At 68.9% G+C, this 23,500-nt stretch carries 20 protein-coding genes; 12 read left to right on the forward strand and 8 right to left on the reverse strand.

Annotation, left to right across the window (positions count from 1 at the left end; translation table 11 throughout):
• Nucleotides 1-100 precede the first annotated feature (100 nt).
• The 5 genes from JJB11_RS22380 to JJB11_RS26215 all read left to right on the forward strand — a co-directional run bounded on the left by JJB11_RS22380 (nucleotide 101) and on the right by JJB11_RS26215 (nucleotide 7,794).
• The gene (locus JJB11_RS22380; RefSeq protein ID WP_201965034.1) at nucleotides 101-1,912 is read left to right on the forward strand and encodes an autotransporter assembly complex protein TamA; all 1,812 of its coding nucleotides are present in this window, start codon (nucleotides 101-103) and stop codon (nucleotides 1,910-1,912) included.
• Entirely contained in the window at nucleotides 1,912-5,676 is a 3,765-nt protein-coding gene (locus tag JJB11_RS22385; protein ID WP_201176804.1) for a translocation/assembly module TamB domain-containing protein, read from the forward strand. Before JJB11_RS22380 ends, JJB11_RS22385 begins: the two co-directional genes overlap by 1 nt.
• Nucleotides 5,677-5,871: 195 nt before the next feature.
• A complete protein-coding gene (locus tag JJB11_RS22390) occupies nucleotides 5,872-7,098 on the forward strand; it encodes an MFS transporter (protein WP_201176806.1) in 1,227 nt (408 codons plus the stop codon).
• Nucleotides 7,099-7,331: 233 nt separating this feature from the next.
• On the forward strand, nucleotides 7,332-7,511 hold the full coding sequence (locus JJB11_RS22395) for a ribbon-helix-helix protein, CopG family (RefSeq protein WP_201176808.1): 180 nt from the start codon (nucleotides 7,332-7,334) through the stop codon (nucleotides 7,509-7,511).
• A 58-nt stretch (nucleotides 7,512-7,569) separates the two neighbouring features.
• On the forward strand, nucleotides 7,570-7,794 hold the full coding sequence (locus tag JJB11_RS26215; protein ID WP_201965035.1) for a hypothetical protein: 225 nt from the start codon (nucleotides 7,570-7,572) through the stop codon (nucleotides 7,792-7,794).
• Between the two features lie 42 nt (nucleotides 7,795-7,836).
• On the opposite strand, the gene JJB11_RS22405 is transcribed toward JJB11_RS26215, so the two are convergent.
• From JJB11_RS22405 to JJB11_RS22420, 4 genes are read right to left on the reverse strand one after another with little or no spacing between them, the layout of a single operon-like run.
• Nucleotides 7,837-8,637 carry an SDR family NAD(P)-dependent oxidoreductase gene (locus JJB11_RS22405; RefSeq protein WP_201176810.1) on the reverse strand — a complete coding sequence of 267 codons (801 nt, stop codon included), beginning with the start codon at nucleotides 8,635-8,637 and terminating at the stop codon, nucleotides 7,837-7,839.
• The gene (locus JJB11_RS22410; protein ID WP_201176813.1) at nucleotides 8,634-9,278 is read right to left on the reverse strand and encodes a 2-dehydro-3-deoxy-6-phosphogalactonate aldolase; all 645 of its coding nucleotides are present in this window, start codon (nucleotides 9,276-9,278) and stop codon (nucleotides 8,634-8,636) included. The genes JJB11_RS22405 and JJB11_RS22410 overlap by 4 nt, the downstream gene beginning before the upstream one ends.
• Nucleotides 9,275-10,162, reverse strand: coding sequence for a 2-dehydro-3-deoxygalactonokinase (locus JJB11_RS22415; protein WP_201176814.1), 888 nt, complete (start codon nucleotides 10,160-10,162; stop codon nucleotides 9,275-9,277). The genes JJB11_RS22410 and JJB11_RS22415 overlap by 4 nt, the downstream gene beginning before the upstream one ends.
• A gap of 37 nt (nucleotides 10,163-10,199) precedes the next feature.
• Nucleotides 10,200-11,933: an IlvD/Edd family dehydratase gene (locus JJB11_RS22420; protein WP_201176816.1), complete on the reverse strand. Its 1,734-nt coding sequence runs from the start codon at nucleotides 11,931-11,933 to the stop codon at nucleotides 10,200-10,202.
• A 65-nt stretch (nucleotides 11,934-11,998) separates the two neighbouring features.
• On the opposite strand from JJB11_RS22420, the gene JJB11_RS22425 reads away from it, so the two are divergent.
• From JJB11_RS22425 to JJB11_RS22450, 6 genes are all read left to right on the forward strand, one after another.
• Nucleotides 11,999-12,958: a 2-hydroxyacid dehydrogenase gene (locus JJB11_RS22425; protein WP_201176819.1), complete on the forward strand. Its 960-nt coding sequence runs from the start codon at nucleotides 11,999-12,001 to the stop codon at nucleotides 12,956-12,958.
• Between the two features lie 50 nt (nucleotides 12,959-13,008).
• Nucleotides 13,009-14,394, forward strand: a complete 1,386-nt coding sequence (locus JJB11_RS22430; protein ID WP_201176821.1) for an ABC transporter substrate-binding protein — start codon at nucleotides 13,009-13,011, stop codon at nucleotides 14,392-14,394.
• Nucleotides 14,395-14,413: 19 nt separating this feature from the next.
• Nucleotides 14,414-15,298, forward strand: coding sequence for a carbohydrate ABC transporter permease (locus JJB11_RS22435; RefSeq protein WP_201176823.1), 885 nt, complete (start codon nucleotides 14,414-14,416; stop codon nucleotides 15,296-15,298).
• Nucleotides 15,299-15,300: 2 nt separating this feature from the next.
• Nucleotides 15,301-16,143, forward strand: coding sequence for a carbohydrate ABC transporter permease (locus tag JJB11_RS22440; protein WP_340643178.1), 843 nt, complete (start codon nucleotides 15,301-15,303; stop codon nucleotides 16,141-16,143).
• Nucleotides 16,144-16,290: 147 nt separating this feature from the next.
• Nucleotides 16,291-17,382, forward strand: a complete 1,092-nt coding sequence (locus JJB11_RS22445) for an ABC transporter ATP-binding protein (RefSeq protein WP_201176824.1) — start codon at nucleotides 16,291-16,293, stop codon at nucleotides 17,380-17,382.
• Nucleotides 17,379-18,122, forward strand: a complete 744-nt coding sequence (locus JJB11_RS22450) for a FadR/GntR family transcriptional regulator (RefSeq protein WP_201176825.1) — start codon at nucleotides 17,379-17,381, stop codon at nucleotides 18,120-18,122. The genes JJB11_RS22445 and JJB11_RS22450 overlap by 4 nt, the downstream gene beginning before the upstream one ends.
• A gap of 10 nt (nucleotides 18,123-18,132) precedes the next feature.
• Here the strand turns inward: JJB11_RS22450 and JJB11_RS22455 are convergent, their stop codons facing one another.
• The 4 genes from JJB11_RS22455 to JJB11_RS22470 all read right to left on the reverse strand — a co-directional run bounded on the left by JJB11_RS22455 (nucleotide 18,133) and on the right by JJB11_RS22470 (nucleotide 22,422).
• Nucleotides 18,133-19,008 carry a carbohydrate ABC transporter permease gene (locus JJB11_RS22455; protein ID WP_201965037.1) on the reverse strand — a complete coding sequence of 292 codons (876 nt, stop codon included), beginning with the start codon at nucleotides 19,006-19,008 and terminating at the stop codon, nucleotides 18,133-18,135.
• 5 nt (nucleotides 19,009-19,013) lie between these two features.
• The gene (locus JJB11_RS22460) at nucleotides 19,014-19,916 is read right to left on the reverse strand and encodes a carbohydrate ABC transporter permease (protein ID WP_201176962.1); all 903 of its coding nucleotides are present in this window, start codon (nucleotides 19,914-19,916) and stop codon (nucleotides 19,014-19,016) included.
• Between the two features lie 68 nt (nucleotides 19,917-19,984).
• Nucleotides 19,985-21,295, reverse strand: coding sequence for an ABC transporter substrate-binding protein (locus JJB11_RS22465; protein ID WP_201176826.1), 1,311 nt, complete (start codon nucleotides 21,293-21,295; stop codon nucleotides 19,985-19,987).
• 47 nt (nucleotides 21,296-21,342) lie between these two features.
• Nucleotides 21,343-22,422, reverse strand: coding sequence for an ABC transporter ATP-binding protein (locus JJB11_RS22470; RefSeq protein ID WP_201176827.1), 1,080 nt, complete (start codon nucleotides 22,420-22,422; stop codon nucleotides 21,343-21,345).
• 300 nt (nucleotides 22,423-22,722) lie between these two features.
• Between JJB11_RS22470 and JJB11_RS22475 the strand changes: the two genes are divergently transcribed.
• Nucleotides 22,723-23,493: a transglutaminase domain-containing protein gene (locus JJB11_RS22475; protein WP_201176828.1), complete on the forward strand. Its 771-nt coding sequence runs from the start codon at nucleotides 22,723-22,725 to the stop codon at nucleotides 23,491-23,493.
• Nucleotides 23,494-23,500 lie beyond the last annotated feature (7 nt).

The following is a 23,500-nucleotide window of genomic DNA, read 5'->3' on the forward strand; positions in this document are numbered from 1 at the left end:
TCATCATAGCCATGGAAGCCCGCCCGCCCGCCCGTTCGCCGAAGGTGTCGGAATGCGCCTACGCCCGCCGCTGCGCCGCGCCATGATCATTCGGGGCTCGATGATCCGCCAGCTTGTCGCCGCCGCGGCCGTCGGCGCTGCGACGCTGTTCGCCGCGCCCGCGCTTGCCCAATCCACCCCTGCCGCCCGCACCGCGGCCGCCCCGCCCGCCTTCGACCTGGTGATCCGTGCGCCCGACCCGCTGCGCGCGCTGCTGGAGCAGAACCTCGAACTGCGCCGCTACCGCGAGGTGAGCGACCTCGACGACGCGGAGATCGCGCGCCTCATCGTGCTGGGCGAGAAGGACGCGCGCGAACTGCTGGCCACCCAGGGCTACTTCGCGCCGCAGGTGCGGATCGCGCGCGAGCCCGGTCCCCGCACCACGCTTGTCGTGACCGTGGAACCCGGCGTTCGCACGCTGGTGAAGCAGGCCGGGGTGGAGTTCGAAGGCGACATCGCGACCAGCACCGACCCCGACGCGATCGCGCAGCGCGAGGCGATCCGCTCGGGCTGGAGCCTGCCGCCCGGCCAGCCTTTCACGGGCACGGGCTGGGACCGCGCCAAGTCGGTGGCCACGCGCGAGCTGCTGGCCAAGCGCTATCCCGCGGGCCGCATCAGCTACAGCCTGGCCGACGTCGACGCGGCGACGGCCTCGGCGCGCCTGGGGCTGCGCCTGGACTCCGGACCGGTGTACCACCTGGGCGCGATGGAGGTCACGGGCGTCGAGCGCTACGACCCCGTGCTGGTGCCCCGGCTCGCGCGCTTGCCGAAGGGCTCGGTGTACGACCAGGAACGCATCGTGCAGGCGCAGCTGCGCCTCTCGGGCAGCGGCTACTACGATTCGGCCTTCATCTTCGTGGATCCGGCCTCGGACCCGGAGAACGCCACCGTGCAGGTCACCGTGCGCGAGGCGCCGCTGCAGAAGCTGGTGCTGGGCGTCGGCTTCACCACCGACGGCGGCCCGCGTGCGACCGTGGAACACACGTACAACAAGGTGCCCGGCATCGGCTGGCGCGCCGTGACCAAGCTGCAGGCCGAGAAGAAGAATCCGTACGCGCAGAGCGAGTGGACCGACATCCCCGATCCGGCCGGCTGGCGCTGGTCGGTGCTCGGGCGCCTCGAACGCCTGGACGACGACCGCCTCGTCACCTACAGCCAGCGGCTGCGCGTCGGCCGCTTCCGCAACGAGGACCGGATCGACCGCAACTACTACGTGCAATACGAGAGCGCGCACGTGAGCAACCCGCGCGGCGTGGAACTGACCGCAGCCGACACGGGCGACGGCAAGGCGCTCAGCGTGAACTACATCTGGACCGGCCGCTACTTCGACAACATCCAGTCGCCTACGCAGGGCCACGGCTACGGATTCGAGCTGGGCGCCGGCGTGACGCTGGATGACAGGCACGACCCCTTCCAGCGCACGGTGCTGCGCTACCTGGGCTACCGGCCCACCGGCAAGAGCCGGCTGCAGCTGCGCGCGGAAGCCGGTGCGCTGTTCGCGCCTTCCGGAGCGAACATTCCGGCCACCCAGCTGTTCCGCACCGGCGGCGACACCACGGTGCGCGGCTATCCCTATCTCGACATCGGCGTGCCGCTGCCCGGCGGCGTGATCGGCTTCGGCCGTTATCTCACGGTGGGCAGCGTGGAATGGCAGCGGCCCATCACGCACAACGGCCAGCCGACCACCTTCGAGCACACGCTGTTCGTCGATGCGGGCGCAGTCGCCAACGAGCCGAGCGAACTGCGGGCGCGCGTCGGCGTGGGCACCGGGGTGCGTTGGCGCAGCCCGGTCGGCCCGGTGGAAGCCGCAGTCGCCTATGGCGTCGAGACGCACCAGTTCCGCATCCACTTCACCGCGGGCTTCGTGTTCTGATGCGCGCCCACGCGACCCGCGCTTTCCGCTGGACCGTCCGCCTGCTGGTCGGATGCGGGCTGCTGCTCGCGCTCGCCGCGGCTGTGGTGTGGTGGTGGGCCGGCCAGGAAGGCTCGCTGCAAACCGTGCTGGAGCGCATCGGCGGCCGCGTGCCGCTGCACAGCGAAGGCGTGCAAGGCTCGTTCCGCGGTCCCTGGCACATTGCCCGGATCACGTGGGAGCGCGATGGCATCCGCGTGGAAGCCGAGGACATCCGCCTCGAATGGCAGCCCCTGGCGCTGCTGGAGCAAACACTGCGGCTCGAGCAGCTTGCCGTCGCTCGCGTGCAGGTGACCGACACGCGCCCGGTCAAGGACACGCCGCTGCCGGAGCCCGCCAACCTGCTGCTGCCCTGGCAGGTCGACGTCCAGCGGCTGCAAGTCGGCTCGCTGTCGTACCAGGGACGCGTGCAATTCGCCGGGTCGGGCCTGGATGCGCAGTACGCGTACGACGGGCGCCGGCACCACGTCGAGCTCGCCGGCCTGCATCTGGCGGGCGGCGATTACCGTGGGCGCATGGTGGTGCAGGCCCGCGCGCCGCTCACGCTCGGTGCGAGCGTGGCGGGCCGCTTCGCCGCGCCGGTGCCGGGCGTGGCCGAGCCCGTGCCGCTGTCCTTCGACCTGCAGGCGCAGGGGCCCGCGCGTGCCATCGGCGTGCGGGCGCTGCTGCAGGTGCGGCGCGGCGCCCGCGCCCGTGGCGACTTGCCGGAGGCCACGGTGAAAGCGGAGATCCACCCGTTCGAGCGCATGCCGGTGCAACAGGCGCTGGCGGATTTCCGGCAGCTCGATGCGCACCTGTTCCGGCCCGATGCGCCGCACACGCTGCTCTCCGGGCACGTGCAATTGCAGCCCGAGACGAAGGCCAGGTTCGCGTTGCAGGCGGACGTGCGCAACGCCGCCGCGGGCCCCTGGGACGCGCAACGCCTGCCGGTCAGCGCCGTGCAACTCACCGGGGAATGGCGCGACGGCCAGGCGCTGCTGCAATCGCTCGCCGCGGATGCCGCTGGAGGCCACGTCAGCGGCAGCGGGAAGTGGCGCGACCACGGCTGGACCTTCGAGGGACGCGTGGCCGACGTCGATCCGGCGAAGCTGCACACCCGCCTCGCGGCGCTGCCCCTGAGCGGCCCCATCCAGCTCGCGGGGGAGGGCCAGCGGGTGGACTTCGACGTGGACCTGCGGGCGCGGGCCGCGCACGCCGCAGGTGCGCACGGGCTCGCGGCCGAGGCCGCGGCGCTGCAGCTGCGCGACCTGCTGGCGCAGGGACGCTGGAGCGGCACGGTGCTGTCGCTGTCGCAACTGCAACTGCACACCGACGATGCTTCTCTGGAAGGTGCGGGCGAATGGGAGTCTGCGGGCCGGGCGGGCAGCGGGCACCTGCAGTTGCACGCGCCCGGTGTCGACGCCAAGGCGCAGGGCCAGCTGGCGGCAACGAGCGGGCGCGGCTCGCTGGAGCTGTCGGCGCGCGACCTGGCGCAGGTGCGCCACTGGCTCGCACGCTGGCCGGGCAGCGCGGCGTGGCTGCCGCCGCCGGCGCTGCGCGGCCAGGCCCGCGTGCAACTGTCCTGGCAGGGCGGCTGGCGCGACCCCACCGTGCAGGCGCTCGCCCATGGGCAGGCGCTCGCCTGGCAGCCGGCCGGCAACGCGCAGGCTGACGCGCCGCTGCCCTGGGTCGTGCGAGAGGCCAGCCTGCAAGTCAACGGACGCCTGCACGATGCGGCGCTGGATGTGCACCTGCAGGGCGACCAGGGGCAACGCAGGATCGACCTGCTGGCGGCCGGTCGCGTCGGCGCGGCGGACCTCGCGCACTGGCACGGGCAGGTCGCGTCGCTCGCGCTGCAGCTGCAGGACCCCGGGATCGCGCCGGGACCGTGGCAGCTGCGTTTGCAGCAGGCGGTCGACTGGCGCGTGGCCGGCTCCGATCTGGAAGTCGGCGCCGGCTCGGCAGCCCTGCACGCGCCGTCGCTGCCGAGCGGAGGTGCCGCAACGGACGCGCGCGTCGCATGGTCGCCGCTGCGCCGCGACCACGGCGTCCTGTCGACCGCCGGAACGGTGTCGGGCCTGCCGCTCGCATGGCTGCAATTCGCGGGCGGGTCGCAACTGCAGGCCCTGGCGCTCTCCGGCGACCTGGTGTTCGACGGCCAGTGGAACGCGCAGCTCGGATCCACCGTGCGCATCGACGCATCGCTGGCACGCGTGCGGGGCGACGTCAACGTGCTCGCCGAAACGGCCGATGGCAGCTCCGCGCGCGTGCCCGCAGGCGTGCGCGAGGCGCGCCTCAGCGTCAGCGCGCGCGGCGAGCAGGTGGAGGCGCACCTGCTGTGGGACAGCGAGCATGCCGGCCATGCCGACGGGCAGTTGCGCAGCCGCCTGGTGCGCGCGAGCGACGGGTCGTGGAGCTGGCCTGCGCAGGCGCCGCTGGCCGGGCGCGTGCAGGCCGAACTGCCCCGCATCGGCGTGTGGTCGGTGCTGGCCCCGCCCGGCTGGCGCTTGCGCGGTTCGGTGTCGGCCGACGTGCGCATCGCCGGCACGCGCGCGCAGCCCGAGCTCTCCGGGCCCGTGAACGCCGACGATCTCGCCGTGCGGTCGGTCGTGGACGGTGTCGGTCTGCGCAATGGCCGCTTGCGCGCACGGCTGGCGGGCCAGCGCGTCATCGTCGACGAGTTCCTGCTGCACGGCATCGGCGAAGCCGGCGGCGACGGCGGCACGCTGGTCGCGCACGGGGAAGGGCAGTGGACGCCGCAAGGGCCGGTGTTCTCCGCCGAAGCGGTGTTGTCGCAACTGCGGGCCAGCATCCGCAGCGACCGGCAGCTCACCGTGTCGGGAACCGTGCAGGCGCGCGTCGAGCAGGGCGCGAGCAGCGTCACCGGCGCGCTGAAGGTGGATCGCGCGCGCATCACCATCCCCGAAGAGTCCCCGCCCAAGCTGGCTGAAGATGTGGTCGTCCACAACGCGCCGGGGCTGCCCGAGAGCTATGCGGAGCGCCGGCAGTCCGGCTCCAGGACAGCGCAGCCCATGCACCTCACGCTGCGGATGCACTTCGATCTCGGCCCGGACTTCCGCCTGAGCGGCCGCGGCCTCGACGCGCGCCTGGCGGGCAGCGTGGAGATCACCAACAACCCGGACGGCACGCCGCAGATCGTCGGCGTGATCCACGCGGTGGATGGCACCTTCTTCGCGTACGGGCAGCGCATGAAGATCGAGCGCGGCGAACTGCGGTTCACCGGAGCGCCGGACAATCCGGCGCTGGACGTCCTGGCGATCCGGCCCAACCTCACGGTGAAGGTGGGCGTGCAGGTCACGGGGCGCGCGCAGTCGCCGCATGTGGAGCTCTACTCAGACGCGGGCCTGTCCGATGCGGAGACGCTCTCCTACGTGGTGCTCGGGCGTTCCTCCTCCGGCGGCGGCGCCGAGACCGCGCTGCTGCAGCGCGCGGCCACGGCGCTGCTCGCCGGCAAGAGCGGCTCCGGCAAGGGCCTCGCCGGCAGCCTGGGGCTGGACGACCTCAGCGTCTCACCCGATGGCACCAGTGGCGCGGTGGTGCGCGTGGGCAAGCGTTTCGCCAAGGACTTCTATGCCTCGTACGAGCGCAGCCTCTCCGGCGCGATGGGCACGCTGTTCCTCTTCTACGACGTCTCGCGCCGGGTCACGGTCCGCGCCGAGGCGGGCGAGCGCACCGGCCTGGACCTGATCCTGACCTTCTACTTCGGCGAGCCGAAGAAGAAGTAGGCAGCGCTGGCCGCCGTCGCGGCGTCTCGCCTGCACGACAGATGCAGCACCTATCCAACGCCGCACCGGCGAATCCCGCTTTGCCTGTCGCGCGGGAAAGACTGGCACCTCGGCAGGGTTGCTGACGCGTGGTAGCGTTACAAGGTGCTGCACGTGTGCCGGGCGTTCCGGCGCCACTTCCCGAAGGAGGACACGATGACTGATGCGACGCGCCGGACCGCCTACGGGCTGGTGCTGCTGGCCGCTGCGGGCACTTTCGCCGTGACGATGGGCAGCCGCCAGAGCATGGGCCTGTTCCTGCCCGCCCTGAACACGTCCACCGGCCTGGGGCTGGGCAGCATCAGCCTGGCCTTCGCGTTCGGTCAGTTGTGGTGGGGACTGACGCAGCCGTTCGCGGGTGCCATGGCCGACCGCTACGGAGCGGGCCGCGTGCTGGTCGTCGGCCTAGTGCTGATGGCGCTGGGCACCTTCATCACCCCGCTCATGAGCACCACCCTCGGCCTGATCTTCGCGATCGGCGTGCTGTCTGCCGGCGGCTCGGGCATGGCCGGCCCGGCGGTCCTGATGTCGGCGAGCATGCGCATGATCGCGCCGGCTCGCCGCGGCTTCGCCACCGGCATCGTGAATGCCGGCGGATCCTTCGGCCAGTTCGCGACGGCGCCCATCGCGGCGGCGCTGATCGTCGGTCTCGGTTGGGCCAGCGCCATGCAGGTGCTGGGGCTGATGGTGCTCGTGTGCCTGCCCGCCGCCTGGGTGCTCCGGGGTACGGGCGGACGCAGCGAGGCATCGGGGCAGAAGCCGGTGGGCACCGGCCAGGCGGTGCGCGAGGCGCTGCATCATCCTGGCTACTTGCTGCTCGGTGCAGGCTTCTTCGTCTGCGGCTTCCACGTCGCCTTCCTCGCCGTGCACCTGCCCGGCGTGATCCAGGCCTGCGGTCTGCCGACCCAGTGGGGCGGCTGGGCGCTCGCGATCATCGGCCTCTTCAACATCGCCGGCAGCCTCGCCATCGGCTGGGCGACCGGCCGGTGGCGCTCGAAGTCGCTGCTGGCGCTGGTCTACGCGGTGCGCGGGCTCGCCGTGCTGGCCTTCCTGTTCGCGCCGAAGACCGGCACCGTGGTCCTGCTGTTCTCCGCCGTCATGGGGCTCAGCTATCTCTCGACAGTGCCGCCGACCGCGAACCTGGTGGCGAAGTTCTTCGGTCCGACCCACATGGCCACGCTGTTCGGGCTGGTCATGCTCACGCACCAGGTCGGCGCCTTCTTCGGCTCCTGGCTCGGCGGCAAGGTGTTCGAATGGACCGGCGCGTACGACTGGTTCTGGTACGCCGACATCGTGCTGGCGGCGGGTGCGGCGCTCATCAACCTGCCGATCCGCGAAGCACCGGTCGCGCCGCGCGAATCCGCCGCCTCCGCCGCAGCCTGAGCTGAGCCGTCCGGTTCCCGGACGGGACGTTTCGCCTCGCCACCGAGGGGCGGCCGGCCGCCCGCGGTGCGGCCCGCGCTGACTCATCGCGAATGCAGGACTACAAAACGTAGAGCCACAGACCGGCGGGGCCCGGGCTTGCATTCCCGCAACGTCCGGCCAGCGGGAGTACTACCATCGGACTCACATGATAGATGCACCTTATTATCATGTCCGTAAAGCAGAACGATCGCATGGAAGACAAACCCGCACGCCTCACCGTTCTCATCGACGCCGACAAGAAGAAGGCTTTCGACGAGCTCTGCGCCGCGCAGGACATCACGGCCTCGCAGGTGGTCCGGCAATTAATACGAGAGTACCTGCAGAAGCACGGCGTGCAATGGGTCCGGGCGTTGCAGCGCGATACGGACTGATCCGGGCCGCTTGCGACCGGAAAGCAATTACAATCCGATTAACATCGGAACCGTTCGCATGGAGCTCAAGACTGCAAGGCTCACGATCCTGATCGACCCGGGGAAGAAAGAGGCGTTCGAGACGCTCTGCCGCACGCAGGACATGACGCCCTCCCAGGTGGTCCGGCGCCTCATCCGGGAATTCATGGACCAGGAGGCACCACAGGTGCCGGCTCGCCGTGCCGCCGCCAAGGCTGCGAAGGCCACGCCGCGCAAGGCGACGCCCGCGCGCAAGACGCGCTAGCACCAGCGCCGCGGCAGGCGCGTTGCGCTGCCGCGCCGTGCGCTACACCGGCACCGTGTAGTTCAGCGTCATGCGGCCGCCGTCGACCACGACGATCTCGCCCGTGACATAGCTGGCTGCGTCGCTCGCGAGGTACGCCACCACGTCGGCCACTTCCCAGGGCTCGCCCAGCCGCTTCATCGGCGTGCGCATCATGATGCGCGCCTTCGCTTCCTCGCTGGTGAGCACCGCCTTGGCCGCGAGTTCGGTGGCGATGGTGCCCGGCGCCACTGCATTCACGCGCACGCCCTTGTCGGCCAGCGACAGCGCCATGACGCGCGTGAGCTGGTTGATGCCGCCCTTGCTCATGTTGTAGGTCGCGATGGTGGGGATGGTGAGCACCGCGTTCACCGAGCTCATGTTGACGATCGCACCCCGTCCCGCCTTCACCATCTCGCGCGCCACGGCCTGGCCGGCCAGGAAGGAACCCTTGAGGTTCACCCGCAGCACGGCGTCGTAGTCGGCCTCCGTGATGTCGAGGAACTCCGCGGCCTTGAAGATGCCCGCGTTGTTGACCAGCACGTCGATGCGTCCGTGGCTCAGGATGGTCTTGGCCACCAGCGTGTCCACCTGCGCCTTGTCGCCGACGTCGCAGTGCACGAACAGCCCCTGCAATTCCTGCGCGAGCGCCTGTCCGCGCGCGTCGTCGATGTCGGCGATGACCACCTTCGCGCCCTCCCGCGCGAACCGCCGCGCGCAGGCTTCGCCGATGCCTTGCGCGGCGCCGGTCACGATGCATACGCGGCCCTGCAGGCCGAAGTTGACGCCGGTGGCAGGAGCGGGAGAGGAGGGCGCGCTGTTCATGCGCGGATGGTACCCGTCCAGGCGTCGGCGAACGCCTGGGCGGAAGCAGCGATGGCGTGCGGGTCGCGGCCGGGCTGGTAGAGCGCCGAACCGATGCCGAAGCCGTTCGCGCCGGCAGCGCGGTAGGCCGCCATGCTGCTGGGCGTGATGCCGCCCACGGGCAGCAGGAGGACCTGCGGCGGGAGCACGGCCCGAATGGCTTTCACGGCGGCCGGCGGAATCATTTCCGCGGGAAAGAGCTTCAGCCCGGTCGCGCCCGCTTCGAGTGCCGCGAACGCTTCGCTCGGCGTCGCGACGCCCGGCAGGCACACGAGGCCGAGGGCTGCGGCGGCTTGCACCACGCGCGCATCGAAGTTCGGCGACACGATGAGGCGACCGCCCGCCGCGTGCACCGCCTTCACCTCCTCGGCCGAGCGCACGGTGCCCGCGCCGACCAGTGCGTTGGGATGCCGGCGCGCCATGCTGGCGATGCTGGCAAGCGGGTCCGGCGAGTTGAGCGGCACCTCGAGCAGCGCGTAGCCGCTGCGCACCAGGACATCGCCGACGGCGTCGGCTTCGTGCGGCGCGATGCCGCGCAGGATGGCGACCAGGGGCAGCGTGGACATCGCGTGCTGCCAGGTTCTCGTTGTTTCAGGGTTCATGCGTTCTCCAGGGTGCGGGCCAGTGCGTGCAGGCCGCGCCAGGTCGCTTCTGCGCCAAAGCTGCGGCTGCTGCATCCCAGCTCCTGCAGCGCGAGAGCATAGCGGCGCGTCAGCGCGGCGCTCCCCACCAGCACCAGCTCGCTCGCGCCAGGCGCCGCCGCCCGCAGCTCCTCGCCGATCACCAGGCCCGAAAGATAACTGGGCATCTCCTGCGCCGGCACGCGCTCGAACAGCGCCAGCGTGCGGGCGCTGAACGCTGCGTGCAGCAGGCTGCCGCTCTCCTGTGCGTGCCGCACGCCGCGGGTGAAGGCGTCCTCGTGCAGTTCGCCGTCCTCGGCCGGCAGCGTGCGCGCGAGGATGGAGTGCTGGCGCAGCAGCGCGTAGAACTCGCCCGACATGAAGGTGGCGAAGGACTGCACGCGTGCGTCGGCCACCTCGACCCACTTGCTGTGCGTCCCGGGCAGCACGATGCGGGCGGCGCGCGCCGGCAGCAATTCCAGCGCGCCGAAGACCTGCACTTCCTCTCCGCGCATGACGTCGGGCACGCCGCGCGCCTCGCAGCTCAGGCCCGGCACCACGGCGATGCGGTCCGGTTCGATCCAGCACAACGAGCGGGCAATTTCGCCGAAGCCCGCCGGACACGCGCAGTAGGGCGCTTCGCGCCAGCCTTGCCGGCTGCCGGCCATGCCGCTCACGAGGCACAGCGCCGCAGGATCGGCGAGCCAGTCGCCGCAGGTCTCCTGCAGCACGGAGGGAAAGCCGCCGGGCGGCACGCTCAGGATGCCCCGCGGGGCCGCGCGCTCCTCCAGCACCGCGCCGTCGGGCGCGATGCGGGCGGCCCGCAGCGAAGTCGTGCCCCAGTCGACTGCGACGAGTGATCTCATGAAAAGAGGGCTCCCCGCGCGCGGGGAGCGTGGGTTGCTAGTGGTTGTCGCGCGGAACGAAGGCGCCGCGCTTGCCGACCAGGAAGTCGAGGTCGACGCCCTCGTCGGCCTGCAGCACGTGGTCCACGTAGAGCTTCCAGTAGCCGGAGCTGAGCCTCGGCTCGGGCGCCTTCCATGCGGCGCGGCGGCTTGCCAGCTCCTCGTCGCTCACTTCGAGGTGGAGGCGCCGCCTGGGCACGTCCAGCTCGATCATGTCGCCATTGCGCACGAGCGCGAGCGGGCCACCGGCGGCGGCCTCGGGCGCGGTGTGCAGCACCACGGTGCCGTACGCCGTGCCGCTCATGCGCGCATCGCTGATGCGCACCATGTCGGTGATGCCCTTGCGCAGGATCTTGGGCGGCAGCGGCATGTTGCCGACTTCGGCCATGCCAGGGTAGCCCTTGGGCCCGCAGTTCTTCAGCACCAGCACGCAGCTCTCGTCGACGTCCAGGTTCTCGTCGTCGATGCGCGCGTGGAAGTCCTCGATGTCCTCGAACACCACGGCGCGGCCGCGATGCACCATCAGCTTGGGCGTGGCGGCGCTGGGCTTGATGACGGCGCCACGGGGCGCCAGGTTGCCGCGCAGCACCGCAATGCCGGCCTTCTCCTTGAAGGGCGCTTCCAGCGGCAGGATGACTTCCTTGTTCCAGTTCTGCGCGTCGGCGATGTTGTCGCCGACGGTCTTGCCGCTGGCAGTGAGTGCGCCGAGGTGCAGGTGCTCGCGGATCTCCTTCATCACCACCGGCAGGCCGCCGGCGTAGCAGAAGTCTTCCATCAGGTGCTGCCCCGAAGGCTGCAGGTTCACGAGGCAGGGCAGCTCGCTGCCGAGACGGTCGAAGTCCTCCATCGCCAGCTCCACGCCGATGCGGCGGGCGATCGCGATCAGGTGGATCACCGCGTTGGTCGAACCACCGATCGCGGCCAGCGTCTTGATCGCGTTCTCGAACGCCTCGCGCGTGAGGATCTGCGACAGCTTGGTGTCGCTGTGCACCATCTCCACGATGCGGCGCCCAGCGAAGCGCGCCAGCACGTTGCGGCGCCCGTCGACCGCGGGATACGCGGCATTGCCCGGCAGCCCGACACCCAGCGCTTCGACCATGCTCGCCATCGTCGAGGCGGTGCCCATGGTCATGCAGTGGCCGTGGCTGCGGTGCATGCAGCTCTCGGCCTCGAAGAAGTCCTGCAGCTTGAGCGTGCCGGCGCGCACCTGTTCGCTCATGCTCCAGACGCCCGTGCCGGAGCCCAGCTCCTGGCCGCGCCACTTGCCGGAGAGCATCGGGCCGCCGGACACGCCGATCGTCGGCAGGTCCACGCTGGACGCGCCCATCATCAGCGACGGCGTCGTCTTGTCGCAGCCCATCAGGAGCACGACGCCGTCGATTGGATTGCCACGAATGGATTCCTCGACGTCCATGCTCGCGAGGTTGCGGTACAGCATGGCCGTGGGCCGCAGCATCGTCTCGCCCAGCGACATCACCGGGAACTCGAGCGGAAAGCCGCCGGCCTCGTACACGCCGATCTTCACCTGTTCGGCGAGCGTGCGGAAATGCGAGTTGCACGGCGTCAGCTCGCTGAAGGTATTGCAGATGCCGATGACGGGCCTGCCGTCGAACTGGTCGTGGGGAATGCCCTTGCCCTTCAGCCAGCTGCGGTAGGCGAATCCATCACGGTCCTGCCGCCCGAACCACTGCTGGGAGCGGAGGTCTTCGGGCTTCTTTTTTGGGGGTGTCATAGGGTTGGTCCTGATCGAGTCCGGATCTTATGGTCATACGATTGCGCTCCCCTTACGGATAAACCATGAGCGACCCCTCGCGTCCCGATGTGCTGACAGTGGCGAAGCTGCCGCCCTTCTATTTGCAGCCCCTGCAGGCGGCATTCACGGTGCACGACCGCCTGCACGAAACCGATCCGCAGGCGTTCGCGAAGATCGCCCCCCGCATCCGCGCCATCACGGGCGGCGGCGAATCCGTCGTGTCGCGCGAGCTCATGCAGCAACTGCCCGCGCTGGAAATGATTTCGATCATGGGAGTCGGCTACGACAAGGTGGACGTGCGCGCCGCCATCGAGCGCGGCATCCCGGTGACGCACACGCCCGAGGTGCTCAACGACGAGGTGGCCGACCTGGCGCTGGCGCTGATGCTGTCGGTCGCGCGGCGCGTGCCGCACGCGGACCGGCACGTGCGCGAGAACCGCTGGGCCGAGCAGGGCAACATGCCGCTCGCGACCCGGATGTCGGGCAAGCGCCTGGGCATCGTGGGCCTGGGCCGCATCGGCAAGGCGATCGCACGGCGCGCCGAAGGCTTCGGCATGTCGATCGCGTACACGGGCCGCACGCAGCAGCCCGGCGTTTCCTATCCGTACTACCCCTCCGCGAAAGCGCTGGCGGCGAACGTGGATTTCCTGGTCGTGATCACGCCGGGCGGCGAAGGCACGCGGCGGATGATCGACGCGGACGTGCTGCGGGCGCTCGGCCCGAAAGGCTTCCTCGTCAACGTCGCGCGCGGCAGCGTCGTCGACGAGCGCGCGCTGATCGAAGCCTTGCAGCAGGGCGTGATCGCCGGTGCCGGCCTCGACGTGTTCGAGGACGAGCCGCGCGTGCCCGAGGCGCTGCGCGCGCTCGACAACGTCGTCCTCACGCCCCACATGGCCAGCGCGACGCACGAGACGCGCCAGGCGATGGCGGACCTCGCGCTGGCGAACCTGCAGGCGCATTTCGCCGGGCAGCCGCTCTTGAGTCCCGTTCCCGAGTGCCGCTGAAGGCGCCGGCTTTCCGATTCCATCCACCACGAAGACAGGAGACGACAGGCATGAAAACGAGAATGGTTGTGGCCGCGGCAGGCATTGCCTTTGGCATGCTCGCCGGTGCGCCGGCGATGGCGCAGGAGACGCTCACCGTCTGGTGGGTCAAGGGCTTCTATCCCGCGGAAGACGCCGCCCTGTTCAACGTCATCAAGAAGTTCGAGGCCAAGCACAAGGGCGTGAAGGTCGAGCTCTCGCAGTACCCGATCCAGGACATGATCCCGAAGACGGTGGCCGCGCTCGACTCGGGCAATCCGCCCGACGTGGCGTACGCCGACGTCTATGACTTCCAGGTCACCGGCAAGTGGGCCAATGACGACAAGCTGGAGGACATCAGCAGCGTCATCAGCCCGATCAGCGCGCGCTTCGAGCCGACCGCGCTGTCCACGACCTTCCTGTACGACGCGAAGGCCCAGAAGCGCGCGTACTACGCCTTCCCGCTCAAGCAGCAGACCATGCACATCCAGTACTGGAAGGACATGCTGGCCGAAGCGGGCTTCAAGGAAAGCGACATCCCGAAGGACTGGAAGGGTTACTGGAACTTCTGGTGCGAGAAGGTGCAGCCGGCCGAGCGCAAGAAGACTGGCAAGCGCATCTTCGGCATCGGCATGCCCATGGGCGTGGATTCGAGCGACTCGTTCTACTCGTTCCTGACCTTCGCCGACGCGTACAACGTGCACATGGTGAACGACTCGGGCAAGCTGCTGGTCGACGACCCGGCGGTGCGCCAGGGCCTGATCGGCGCGCTGACCGACTACACCAAGCCCTATACGGAAGGCTGCACCCCGCCTTCGTCCACCAGCTGGAAGGATCCGGACAACAACGTCGCCTTCCACAACAAGACGACCGTGATGACGCACAACGCGACCATTTCGATCGCCGCCAAGTGGCTGGACGACATGAACAACCCGGCGCTGACGCAGGCGCAGCGTGACGAGGCGAAGAAGAACTACACCCAGGAGATCGCCACGGCCGGCTTCCCCAACAAGCCGGACGGCAGCAAGATGAAGTACCGCACCGCCGTGAAGACGGGCGTGATCTTCAAGGAAGCCAAGCACAAGGACCTGGCCAAGAAGTTCGTGGCCTTCCTGCTGCAGGACGAGAACCTGACGCCCTACGTGGAAGGTTCCCTGGGCCGCTGGTTCCCGGTCACCAAGCACGGCCAGGCCAGCCCGTTCTGGAAGAACGACCCGCACCGTCTCGACGTGTACAACCAGTACATGAGCGGCGTGACCACCTTCGAGTTCACGAAGAACTACAAGTTCACGATCCTGAACAACGAGAACGTCTGGGCCAAGGCGATGAACCGCGTGGTGAACGAGCACGTGCCGGTGGACAAGGCGGTCGACGAGATGATCGCCCGCATCAAGACGGTCGCGGGCAGCACCGACTGACCCTGGGAGGCCTGGCGACATGAGCTCGATCATCGCGACTCCGACCACGACGCACGAGCTGCCGGCCCCCGCGCCGGCAGCCCGCCGATCCGCCTCCTGGGACAACTGGGGACGGGTCATGGTGGTGCCCTACCTGCTGGTGTTCGCGGTGTTCGTGCTCTACCCGGTCGGCTACGGCCTGTGGCTTGCGCGGCACCCGCAAAGCTACGTGCGGCTGTTCGCCGACCCCATCTTCTTCCGCACCGTCATCAACACGCTGGTGTTCCTCGTCGTCGCCATCAACATCAAGATGATGGTCGCACTGCTGCTCTCGGGTTTCTTCGTGCAGACCCGCTGGTGGATCAAGGTGCTGTCGGCGTTGTTCATCCTGCCGTGGGCGGTGCCCTCCATTCCGACGATCCTCTCGGTCCGGTTCATGCTGAACCCCGAGTGGGGCGTCGTCAATACGCTGATCTTCCGGCTGACCGGCATGGACGGCCCGAACTGGCTGAACGACCCGACGCTCGCGCTGTCGTTCTCCATGCTGATGCACATCTGGAAGTCGCTGCCGTTCTGGACGCTGATCCTGGTGGCCGGACGGCTGTCGATCCCGTCGGAGCAATACGAGGCGGCAGCGGTGGACGGAGCCAGCACCTGGCAGAAGTTCCGCTTCATCACCTGGCCCTCCATGCGCACCCTGTACCTCACGTCGACCATCCTGTCGATGATCTGGACGCTGGGCGACTTCAACAGCGTGTACCTGCTGACCGGGGGCGGTCCGGCCGACCTCACGCACGTGCTCGCGACGCTGGGCATCCGCTACCTGCGCCTCGACCAGGTCGACCTCGCGATGGCATCCATCGTCGTCGCCATGCCGCTCGTGCTGCCGCTGGTCTACTTCATGATGAAGAGGTTGAGCAAGTGAAGATCAAATGGCGAACCGTCTCCACCGAGGCGAAGCTGCTGCTGATCGGGATCCCGGTGTTCCTGTGGACCATGATCCCGATCTACCACCTGTTCCTGTTCGCGATCTCGCCCAGGGACTCTGCGACCTCCGGCCGGCTGTGGCCGGACCACCCGACGCTGCGCAACTTCAGCATCGTCCTGCACGAGGAGCACTTCTACCTGAACCACTTCTGGCTGCAGATGTGGAACTCGGTGCTGATCGCGGTCTCGGTGGGGGCCTTGACGCTGTTCGTGGCCACCTGCGCCGCCTTCGCGATCTCGCGACTGAAGGTGCCGGGCGGCCGCACGGTGATGAACCTGGCGCTGTTTACGTACTTCATTCCCGCGGCCTTCCTCGCGGTGCCGATGTACAAGGCCATGGGCGTCTACGGCTTGTTGAACAACCAGTGGGCGCTGATCCTCGCGATGGTGACGATCGCCTCGCCCTACTGCATCTGGGTGCTGAAGCAGGCCTCGGACAAGCTGCCCTGGGAGCTCGACGAAGCGGCGCGCATGGATGGCGCGACACCGCTGCAACTGTTCCGGCTGGTGTACCTGCCGCTGATGGTGCCCTCGCTGGTGGCCGTCGGCACCTACGCGCTGCTGCTGGCCTGGAACGAGTACCTGTATGCCTTCCTGCTGCTGTCCGACGACAAGAGCACGACGCTCGGCGTGGCGCTGGGCAGCTTCCTGTCGGCCGACGATTCGCCGTGGGAACTGCTGATGGCGACGGGCGTGCTGTATGCGTTGCCGCCCGCGGCGATCTACTACGCGTTCAAGCGCTACATGGTGGGCGGCCTCACGGCCGGTGCAGTGAAGTCATGACGCAGCTGCGCAACGCCTTCGGCGTTTTCCCCTCGAGGGCTCGCCCCCAGCGGCCCGGCCGGACCGGTTCCGCGGCGCCCCTCGACTCCCTTTCGCGGCACGCGGCCACTGCGTGCACGGCTTCCTCCCAGAACAAGGTCTGACGCAATGGCATCTGTTTCCTTCCGCGGCGTCGAAAAGCAATTCGGCCGCTTCAAGGTCATCCACGGCATCAGCTTCGACATCCAGGACGGCGAGTTCGTCGTGCTGGTCGGCCCGTCCGGCTGCGGCAAGTCCACGCTGCTGCGCATGCTGGCCGGCCTGGAGCCGATCACCGGCGGCGAGATCGATATCGACCGCCGCGTGGTCAACGAGCTCGACTCCAAGGACCGCGACATCGCGATGGTGTTCCAGAGCTACGCGCTGTATCCGCACATGACCGTGCGCGACAACATGGCCTTCAGCCTGAAGCTGCGCAAGGCCGACACGAAGCTCACCGCGCAGCGCGTCGACAACGCCGCGCGCATCCTGAACCTCACGCAGCTGCTCGATCGCTATCCGCGCGAGCTGTCGGGCGGCCAGCGCCAGCGCGTGGCCATGGGCCGGGCGATCGTGCGCGACCCCAAGGTGTTCCTGTTCGACGAACCGCTGTCCAACCTGGACGCCAAGCTGCGCGTCGCGATGCGCGCCGAGATCAAGGCCCTGCACCAGCGCCTGAAGACCACCACGGTGTACGTCACGCACGACCAGATCGAGGCCATGACGATGGCCGATCGCATCGTCGTGATGCACGACGGGCTGGTGGAGCAGATCGGCACGCCGCTGGAGCTGTTCGACCGTCCCGGCAACCTGTTCGTCGCGCAGTTCATCGGCTCGCCCTCCATGAACGTGATGGCGGGCACGCTGCGCCAGGGTGAATCCGGCAGCTGGGTCGAAGCGCAAGGCCAGCGCTGGCCGACGGTGGTGCAGGCCCAGGGCCAGGACGGGCAGTCCGTGCAGTACGGCGTGCGCCCCGGCGACCTGCGCCTCTCGACCACGGGGCAGGGCATTCCCGCCAAGGTGGTCGTGGTGGAACCCACGGGCGCCGAAACCGAGTTGCTGCTGAAGGTCGGCGACGCGGACCTGGTGTGCGTGCTGCACGGCCGCACCAACGCACGCGCCGACGACACGGTCATGCTGGAGGTCGCGCCGGAGAAGACGCACGTCTTCGACGCCGCGGGAGGCCAACGCCTCGACACCTTGCCGCCCCGGCTGCAATGACCAAGAACGTCCACGGCCAGGCCCTGGACTACCTGGGTGTGGCCATCGTGTCCGGGCGCTATCCGCCCGGGACGGCCATGCCTCCCGAGCCCCTGCTGGGCGAGGAGCTCGGGGTGAGCCGGACGGTCGTGCGCGAAGCCGTGAAGTCGCTCGTGGCGAAGGGGCTCGTGTCCACCGGCCCGAAGGTCGGCACGCGCGTGCTCCCGCCGCAGCAGTGGAACTGGTTCGACCCCGACGTGATCGTGTGGCAGTCGCAGGCCGGACTCACGCGCGAGTTCCTGCGGGACCTGCAGGAGCTGCGGCGTGTGGTCGAACCGGCTGCGGTGCGGATCGCGGCGCAGCGCGCCACCTTGGAGGACATCGCCGGGGTCGAGGACGCCTATGCCGGCATGAAGCGCGCCGTGGAGCACGGCGGCGACTACGTGTCGCACGACCTGCACTTCCACCAGCGCCTGATCCGCGCCTGCCACAACCGGATGCTGGTGCAGATGAGCAATGCCCTCTCGGCGCTGCTGCGCACCAGCTTCGAAATCTCCACCACGCGCAAGGACGGCCCCCGCAATTCGCTGCCGTTGCATCGCGAGGTGCTGGATGCGGTGATCGCGCGCGAGCCCGAGCGCGCCGAGCGTGCCGTCCTGGTCCTGATCGACGGCGCCCGCGAAGACATCGATGCGGTGCTGGCCAGCCGCAGGCCGCTGCCGCGGCTGGACAGCCCGGCCCGGCGCCTGCGCGCCGCCTAGGCCGGATCCATCATTCCTTTACCGCGCCGGTCAGGCCCGAGACGTAGTACTCGACGAAGAACGAGTACACGACCGCCACCGGCAGCGAGCCGAGCAGGGCGCCGGCCATGAGCGGCCCCCAGTGGTAGATGTCGCCCTCCACGAGTTCGGTTACCACGGCCACCGACACGGTCTTCACTTCCGACGAGGACACGAAGGTCAGCGCATAGATGAATTCGTTCCAGGACAGCGTGAAGGCGAAGATGCCCGCCGAGATCAGCCCCGGGACGGCCAGCGGCAGGATGATCTTGCGCAGGATCTGCAGGCGCGTGGCGCCGTCGATCAGCGCGCATTCCTCCAGCTCGTACGGGATCGTGCGGAAATAGCCCATGAGCAGCCAGGTGCAGAACGGGATCAGGAAGGTCGGATAGGTGAGGATCAGGGCCATGCGCGAGTCGAACAGGCCCAGCTCGAACACGAGCGCCGCCAGCGGGATGAAGAGGATCGAGGGCGGCACCAGGTAGGCGAGGAAGATCGCGAGGCCGACCTGGCGCGCTCCGCGGAAGCGCAGCCGCTCGATCGCGTACGCCGCCAGCACCGCCGCGGCGAGCGACACGAAGGTCGACACGACCGAGACCAGCACCGTGTTCCACAGCCAGGCCGGATAGTCCGTCTCGAACAGCAGCTTCTTGAAGTGCGCCAGCGTCGGGCCGACCACCAGGAAGGGGTTGCCCTCGCGCGAGATCAGCTCGGCGTCCGGCTTGATGGAGGTGATCGCCATCCAGTAGAACGGGAACAGCAGCACGAACACGAAGATGCCGAGCGGCAGCCAGACCGTCACCACGCGGCGCGGCACGGACTGCAGGAAATCCATGCCTTCGCGGTCGCTGCCTTGCTTGCTGCGCATCGTGGTCACTTGTCCTCGCCGCCCTGCTGCCAGGCGCGGCGCTGCAGGCCGAAGTAGCTGAAGAGGATGGACGCCAGCAGGAACGGGATCATGGCGATGGCGATCGCCGCACCCTCGCCGAGCGAGCCGCCGGGGATCGCGCGCTGGAACGACAGCGTCGCCATCAGGTGCGTGGCGTTCAGCGGGCCGCCGCGCGTGAGCACGTAGATCAGCTGGAAGTCGGTGAACGTGAAGAGCACCGAGAAGGTCATCACCACCGCGATGATCGGCGTGAGCAGCGGCAGCGTGATGCGGCGAAACCGCTGCCAGCCGGTGGCGCCGTCGATGGCGGCCGCTTCGTACAGCGAAGGCGAGATCGTCTGCAGCCCGGCCAGCAGGGTGATCGCCACGAAGGGCACGCCGCGCCAGACGTTCGCCGCGATGGTGGACAGCCGCGCGTTCCAGGGGTTGCCCAGGAAATCGATGTACGTATGGATCCAGCCCAGGCGCATCAGCACCCAGCTGATCACCGAGAACTGCGCGTCGTAGATCCACCAGAAGGCGATGGCGGACAGCGCGGTCGGCACGATGTACGGCAGCAGGATCACCGTGCGGAAGAAGGTCTTGAACGGCAGCTTCTCGTTCAGCAGCAGTGCCAGCCAGAGTCCCAGTGCGAACTTGAGCACGCTGGCCACGAAGGTGTAGAACAGCGTGTTGAACAGCACCGTGCGCGTGACGTCGTCCTGCAGCAGGAACCGGTAGTTGTCCAGCCCGATCCACACGCCCTTGCGCCCGATCTTCGCGTCGGTGAACCCGAGCCACACGCCCAGCACCAGCGGGTACGTGAGGAACACGAGCAGCAGCGCCCCCGCCGGCAGCATGAACAGCATGCCGAGTGCATTGCGGCTGTTCTGCAGGCGATGCAGCAGCCCGGCGAGCCGGCCCTCGCGGGCGGGTTCGCCGGCTGGCAGCGGGGTGGCGCGGGCGCCGGGCTGGGTCACACCTTGTAGTAGCGCTCGGCGCGCTTCTGTGCGCGCTCGGCCGCTTCCTTGGGGGGACGGGCGCCGCTGGCGGCTTCGGCCACCATGTCGAGGATGATGAAGTCCGAGATGGAGGCCGCCGACGCGTAGCCCAGCTTGCCGGCGTAGCCGATCGGGCGCATGACCTTCATCGCGTCACGGTACGGGGTGTGCTTGGGGTCGCTCGTCCAGATCGGATTGCTCTCGTACGCCTTGAGCGGGTGGCACGTGTAGCCGATGCTCGCCTGCATCCACGGTCCGTACTGCTCCTGTTCCATCATGAAGCGCAGGAACTCCTTGGCGGCCTTCGGGTACTTGGTGTACTTGAAGATCATCTGGTTGAAGAACAGGTTGAATTCCGTCGGCACGCCCACCGGGCCAATGGGGAAGTTCGCATGCTGGATGTCCTTCGCCATCTCCTGCAGTTTCGGATCCTGCGAGGTCTTCGCCGCGTAGTAGATCGAGATCCCGTTGGCGGTCACGCTGATCTGGTTGTCGAGGAACGCCTTGTTGTTGTTCGGGTCCAGCCACGAGAGGGTGCCGGGCACGAAGGTGGGATACAGCTCCTTCGCGAACTCCAGCGCCTTCACCGTCTCGGGCCGGTCGATCATCACGTTGTTCTTCTCGTCCACCAGCTTGCCGCCGAAGGCCCAGAACAGCCAGTGCGCCCAGGCCTGGTCGCCGGTCGCGTGGCCGAGCGCGAAGCCGCCCGGCGTGCCCTTGTCCTTCAGCGCCTTCATGAGGCGGAGGAAGCCGTCCATGTCCTTCGGAAAGCTGTCGAAGCCCGCGGCCTTGACCTGGCTCTCGCGGTAGACGATCGCATTGCCGGCGCAGCCTAGCGGCACGCCGATCCAGTTCTTCCCGTTGGGCCGCAGGTACTGCTCGCAGACCGGGTACCAGCCGCCGTACTTCTTGCCGAGATACGTGCACACGTCGGTGACGTCGACGAGCTTTTCCGGATAGAGGTTCGCGTCGTCGTTGGTGGACAGGATGATGTCCGGGCCGGCGCCCGCGTTGGCCGCGACCGCCGCCTTGGGCCGCACGTCCTCCCAGCTCTCGTTGTCCACGCGCACCTCGATGCCGGTCGCCTGCGTGAACTTGCGGACGTTGGCCATGTACTGCTCCTCGTCGCCGGCGACGAAGCGCTTCCAGCGCAGCACGCGCAGCTTCGCGCCCTTTTCCGGCTGGTTGCTCCACTGCGCCTGCGCACTCGCCGGCCACAGCAGCGGCAGCGACACCGCGGCCGCGCCGGCCGAGGCCTTCTTCAGGAACTTGCGACGATCGGTCATGTTGTCTCCTGGTCTTTGGTGGTGAACGAAGGCTGCGCAGCGGCGTCTCAGGACGCCAGCCGCATGCCGGTGCCGGCATCGAACAGGTGGGCGCGCGCGGGGTCGGGGCGCAGGCGGATGATCTCGCCGGGCCGGAACTCATGGCGCTCGCGAAAGACGCTGGTGACCTCGACGCCGGCGATCTTGGTGAAGACCTGCGTGTCGGCGCCGGTGGGCTCGACCACCACGACGGCGGTGGCGACACCGTCCTCGCCGCTGGCCAGCTGGATGTGCTCCGGGCGCATGCCGTACAGGACGGATTGCCCGTCCTGTCCCGCGGCTGCCTGCGGCGGCGCGGGCAGCCAGAGCCCTTCCCCCAGTTCCACGCGCGCGTCGCCGCTGGAGCGGCGCAGGACGCCGGGCAGGAAGTTCATCGCGGGCGAGCCGATGAAGCCGGCGACGAACTGGTTCACCGGCCGGTCATAGAGCTCCAGCGGCGACCCGGTCTGCTCCACCAGGCCATCGCGCATCACCACGATGCGGTCGGCCATGGTCATGGCCTCGATCTGGTCGTGGGTCACGTAGATGGAGGTGGTCTGCAGGCGCTGGTGCAGTTCCTTGATCTCCGTACGCATCTGCACCCGCAGCTTCGCGTCCAGGTTGGACAGCGGCTCGTCGAACAGGAAGACCTGCGGGTCGCGCACGATGCAGCGCCCCATGGCGACGCGCTGCCGCTGGCCGCCGGAGAGCTGGCGCGGAAAGCGATCGAGCAGGGTCTCGAGCCCCAGGATGTCGGCCGCCCGGCGCACGCGTTCCTCGACTTGCGCCTTGGACTGCTTCGCCAGCGTCAGGCTGAACGCCATGTTGTCGCGCACCGTCATGTGCGGGTACAGCGCGTAGTTCTGGAACACCATCGCGATGTCCCGCTCCTTGGGCGTGAGCGCATTGACGACGCGGCCGTCGATGGCGATCTCGCCGCTGCTGATCTCCTCCAGTCCGGCGATCATGCGCAGCAGCGTGGACTTGCCGCAGCCCGAGGGGCCCACCAGCACGGCGAACTGCCCGTCCTCGATGGCGATGTCGACGCCACGGATGATCTGGGCGGTCCCGAAGTACTTCTCAACGCGTCGGATGTCGACCCTGGCCATGGTCCCCCATGTGAAAGTACGAGGCGACGGACCTTGTAACATGGAAAAAATGGGGCGTCATCAGCATCGAACCCCTTCCTCGCGCTGCGCGCACCGCATACGCGCACGGTTCGCGGTCCCTGCGCCGCAGCATGCCGGAGGTGCTGTCCCGGGCCGGCGCGCGGGTGCCGGCCGGCGCCGGTGCATCCTCCCAGCAACGCTTACGCGACTCCCTTAAAGGCCGCGGCCCGGTTCGTTCTACACTTTGAAACATTCGGGGCCGCAGTCGCGGGCCGGACAACGCACAAAGAGGGACGCAAAGTGGCATCGCCCACCCCATGGTCGACGGACGAGGCGCTGGACGAGCCGCAGCGGTGGCTGGCTGCGTCGCCCCTGCTGGACCTCCAGGACCCGAAGCTGCGCCTGCGCGTGCAGTCGCTGGTCCAGTTGTGCACGACCGACCGGCAGAAAGCCCTGGCCCTCTATGGCTACGTGAAGCGCCTGCCGCTGGCGCGGCGCATGAAGCTGCGCCCGCGCACCGCGCGCGAGGTGTACGACGCCGGCCGCGGCGATGCGAGCGACAAGGCGACGCTGCTCGTCGCCATGCTGCGCATCGCCAAGCTGCCTTCGCGCATCCGTGCCGTCACGCTCTCCGGCGAGATCCTGCGCGGCATGGCGCCAGGCTCGCGCGGTGCGTACCGGCCCATCGTGGAGGTCTGGTTGCAGGAACGCTGGATCGGCACCGACACCTACATCTTCGATGCGGCCTGCATGGCCGCCGCGCGCCAGCGGCTGCGCGACCTCGGCTGGGAATGGGGCTACGGAATCCACGTGAACGGCCACATGCTGTGGGACGGCCATGAGGATGCCTTCCTCGGCGGCGTGCCCACGGAATGCGACCTGATGGTGACGGGCGAGCTCGGCGTCTTCAACGACGCCGGCCACCTGCACGCATCGCGCGCCTACCGGCGCCAGTTCTCGCTGCTGGAGACCCTGCGCTGGACGCTGGTCGCGCCGCTGGTGGATTGGGGATTGCGCAACCTGCGCAGCGAGGCGGTGCGCCCGATCGTGCACACGAGCCGCTTCAACTGAACCTGCG

Origin of the sequence: Ramlibacter ginsenosidimutans (assembly GCF_016654015.1) — a bacterium.
GTDB classification, from domain to species: Bacteria; Pseudomonadota; Gammaproteobacteria; order Burkholderiales; family Burkholderiaceae_C; genus Ramlibacter; species Ramlibacter ginsenosidimutans.

Bases quoted from the DNA above. Each gene is read 5' to 3' on its own strand.
- JJB11_RS22380 (WP_201965034.1), top strand. From the start codon at position 101: ATGATCCGCCAGCTTGTCGCCGCCGCGGCCGTCGGCGCTGCGACGCTG.
- JJB11_RS22385 (WP_201176804.1), top strand. From the start codon at position 1,912: ATGCGCGCCCACGCGACCCGCGCTTTCCGCTGGACCGTCCGCCTGCTG.
- JJB11_RS22390 (WP_201176806.1), top strand. From the start codon at position 5,872: ATGACTGATGCGACGCGCCGGACCGCCTACGGGCTGGTGCTGCTGGCC.
- JJB11_RS22395 (WP_201176808.1), top strand. From the start codon at position 7,332: ATGGAAGACAAACCCGCACGCCTCACCGTTCTCATCGACGCCGACAAG.
- JJB11_RS26215 (WP_201965035.1), top strand. From the start codon at position 7,570: ATGGAGCTCAAGACTGCAAGGCTCACGATCCTGATCGACCCGGGGAAG.
- JJB11_RS22405 (WP_201176810.1), bottom strand. From the start codon at position 8,637: ATGAACAGCGCGCCCTCCTCTCCCGCTCCTGCCACCGGCGTCAACTTC.
- JJB11_RS22410 (WP_201176813.1), bottom strand. From the start codon at position 9,278: ATGAACCCTGAAACAACGAGAACCTGGCAGCACGCGATGTCCACGCTG.
- JJB11_RS22415 (WP_201176814.1), bottom strand. From the start codon at position 10,162: ATGAGATCACTCGTCGCAGTCGACTGGGGCACGACTTCGCTGCGGGCC.
- JJB11_RS22420 (WP_201176816.1), bottom strand. From the start codon at position 11,933: ATGACACCCCCAAAAAAGAAGCCCGAAGACCTCCGCTCCCAGCAGTGG.
- JJB11_RS22425 (WP_201176819.1), top strand. From the start codon at position 11,999: ATGAGCGACCCCTCGCGTCCCGATGTGCTGACAGTGGCGAAGCTGCCG.
- JJB11_RS22430 (WP_201176821.1), top strand. From the start codon at position 13,009: ATGAAAACGAGAATGGTTGTGGCCGCGGCAGGCATTGCCTTTGGCATG.
- JJB11_RS22435 (WP_201176823.1), top strand. From the start codon at position 14,414: ATGAGCTCGATCATCGCGACTCCGACCACGACGCACGAGCTGCCGGCC.
- JJB11_RS22445 (WP_201176824.1), top strand. From the start codon at position 16,291: ATGGCATCTGTTTCCTTCCGCGGCGTCGAAAAGCAATTCGGCCGCTTC.
- JJB11_RS22450 (WP_201176825.1), top strand. From the start codon at position 17,379: ATGACCAAGAACGTCCACGGCCAGGCCCTGGACTACCTGGGTGTGGCC.
- JJB11_RS22455 (WP_201965037.1), bottom strand. From the start codon at position 19,008: ATGCGCAGCAAGCAAGGCAGCGACCGCGAAGGCATGGATTTCCTGCAG.
- JJB11_RS22465 (WP_201176826.1), bottom strand. From the start codon at position 21,295: ATGACCGATCGTCGCAAGTTCCTGAAGAAGGCCTCGGCCGGCGCGGCC.
- JJB11_RS22470 (WP_201176827.1), bottom strand. From the start codon at position 22,422: ATGGCCAGGGTCGACATCCGACGCGTTGAGAAGTACTTCGGGACCGCC.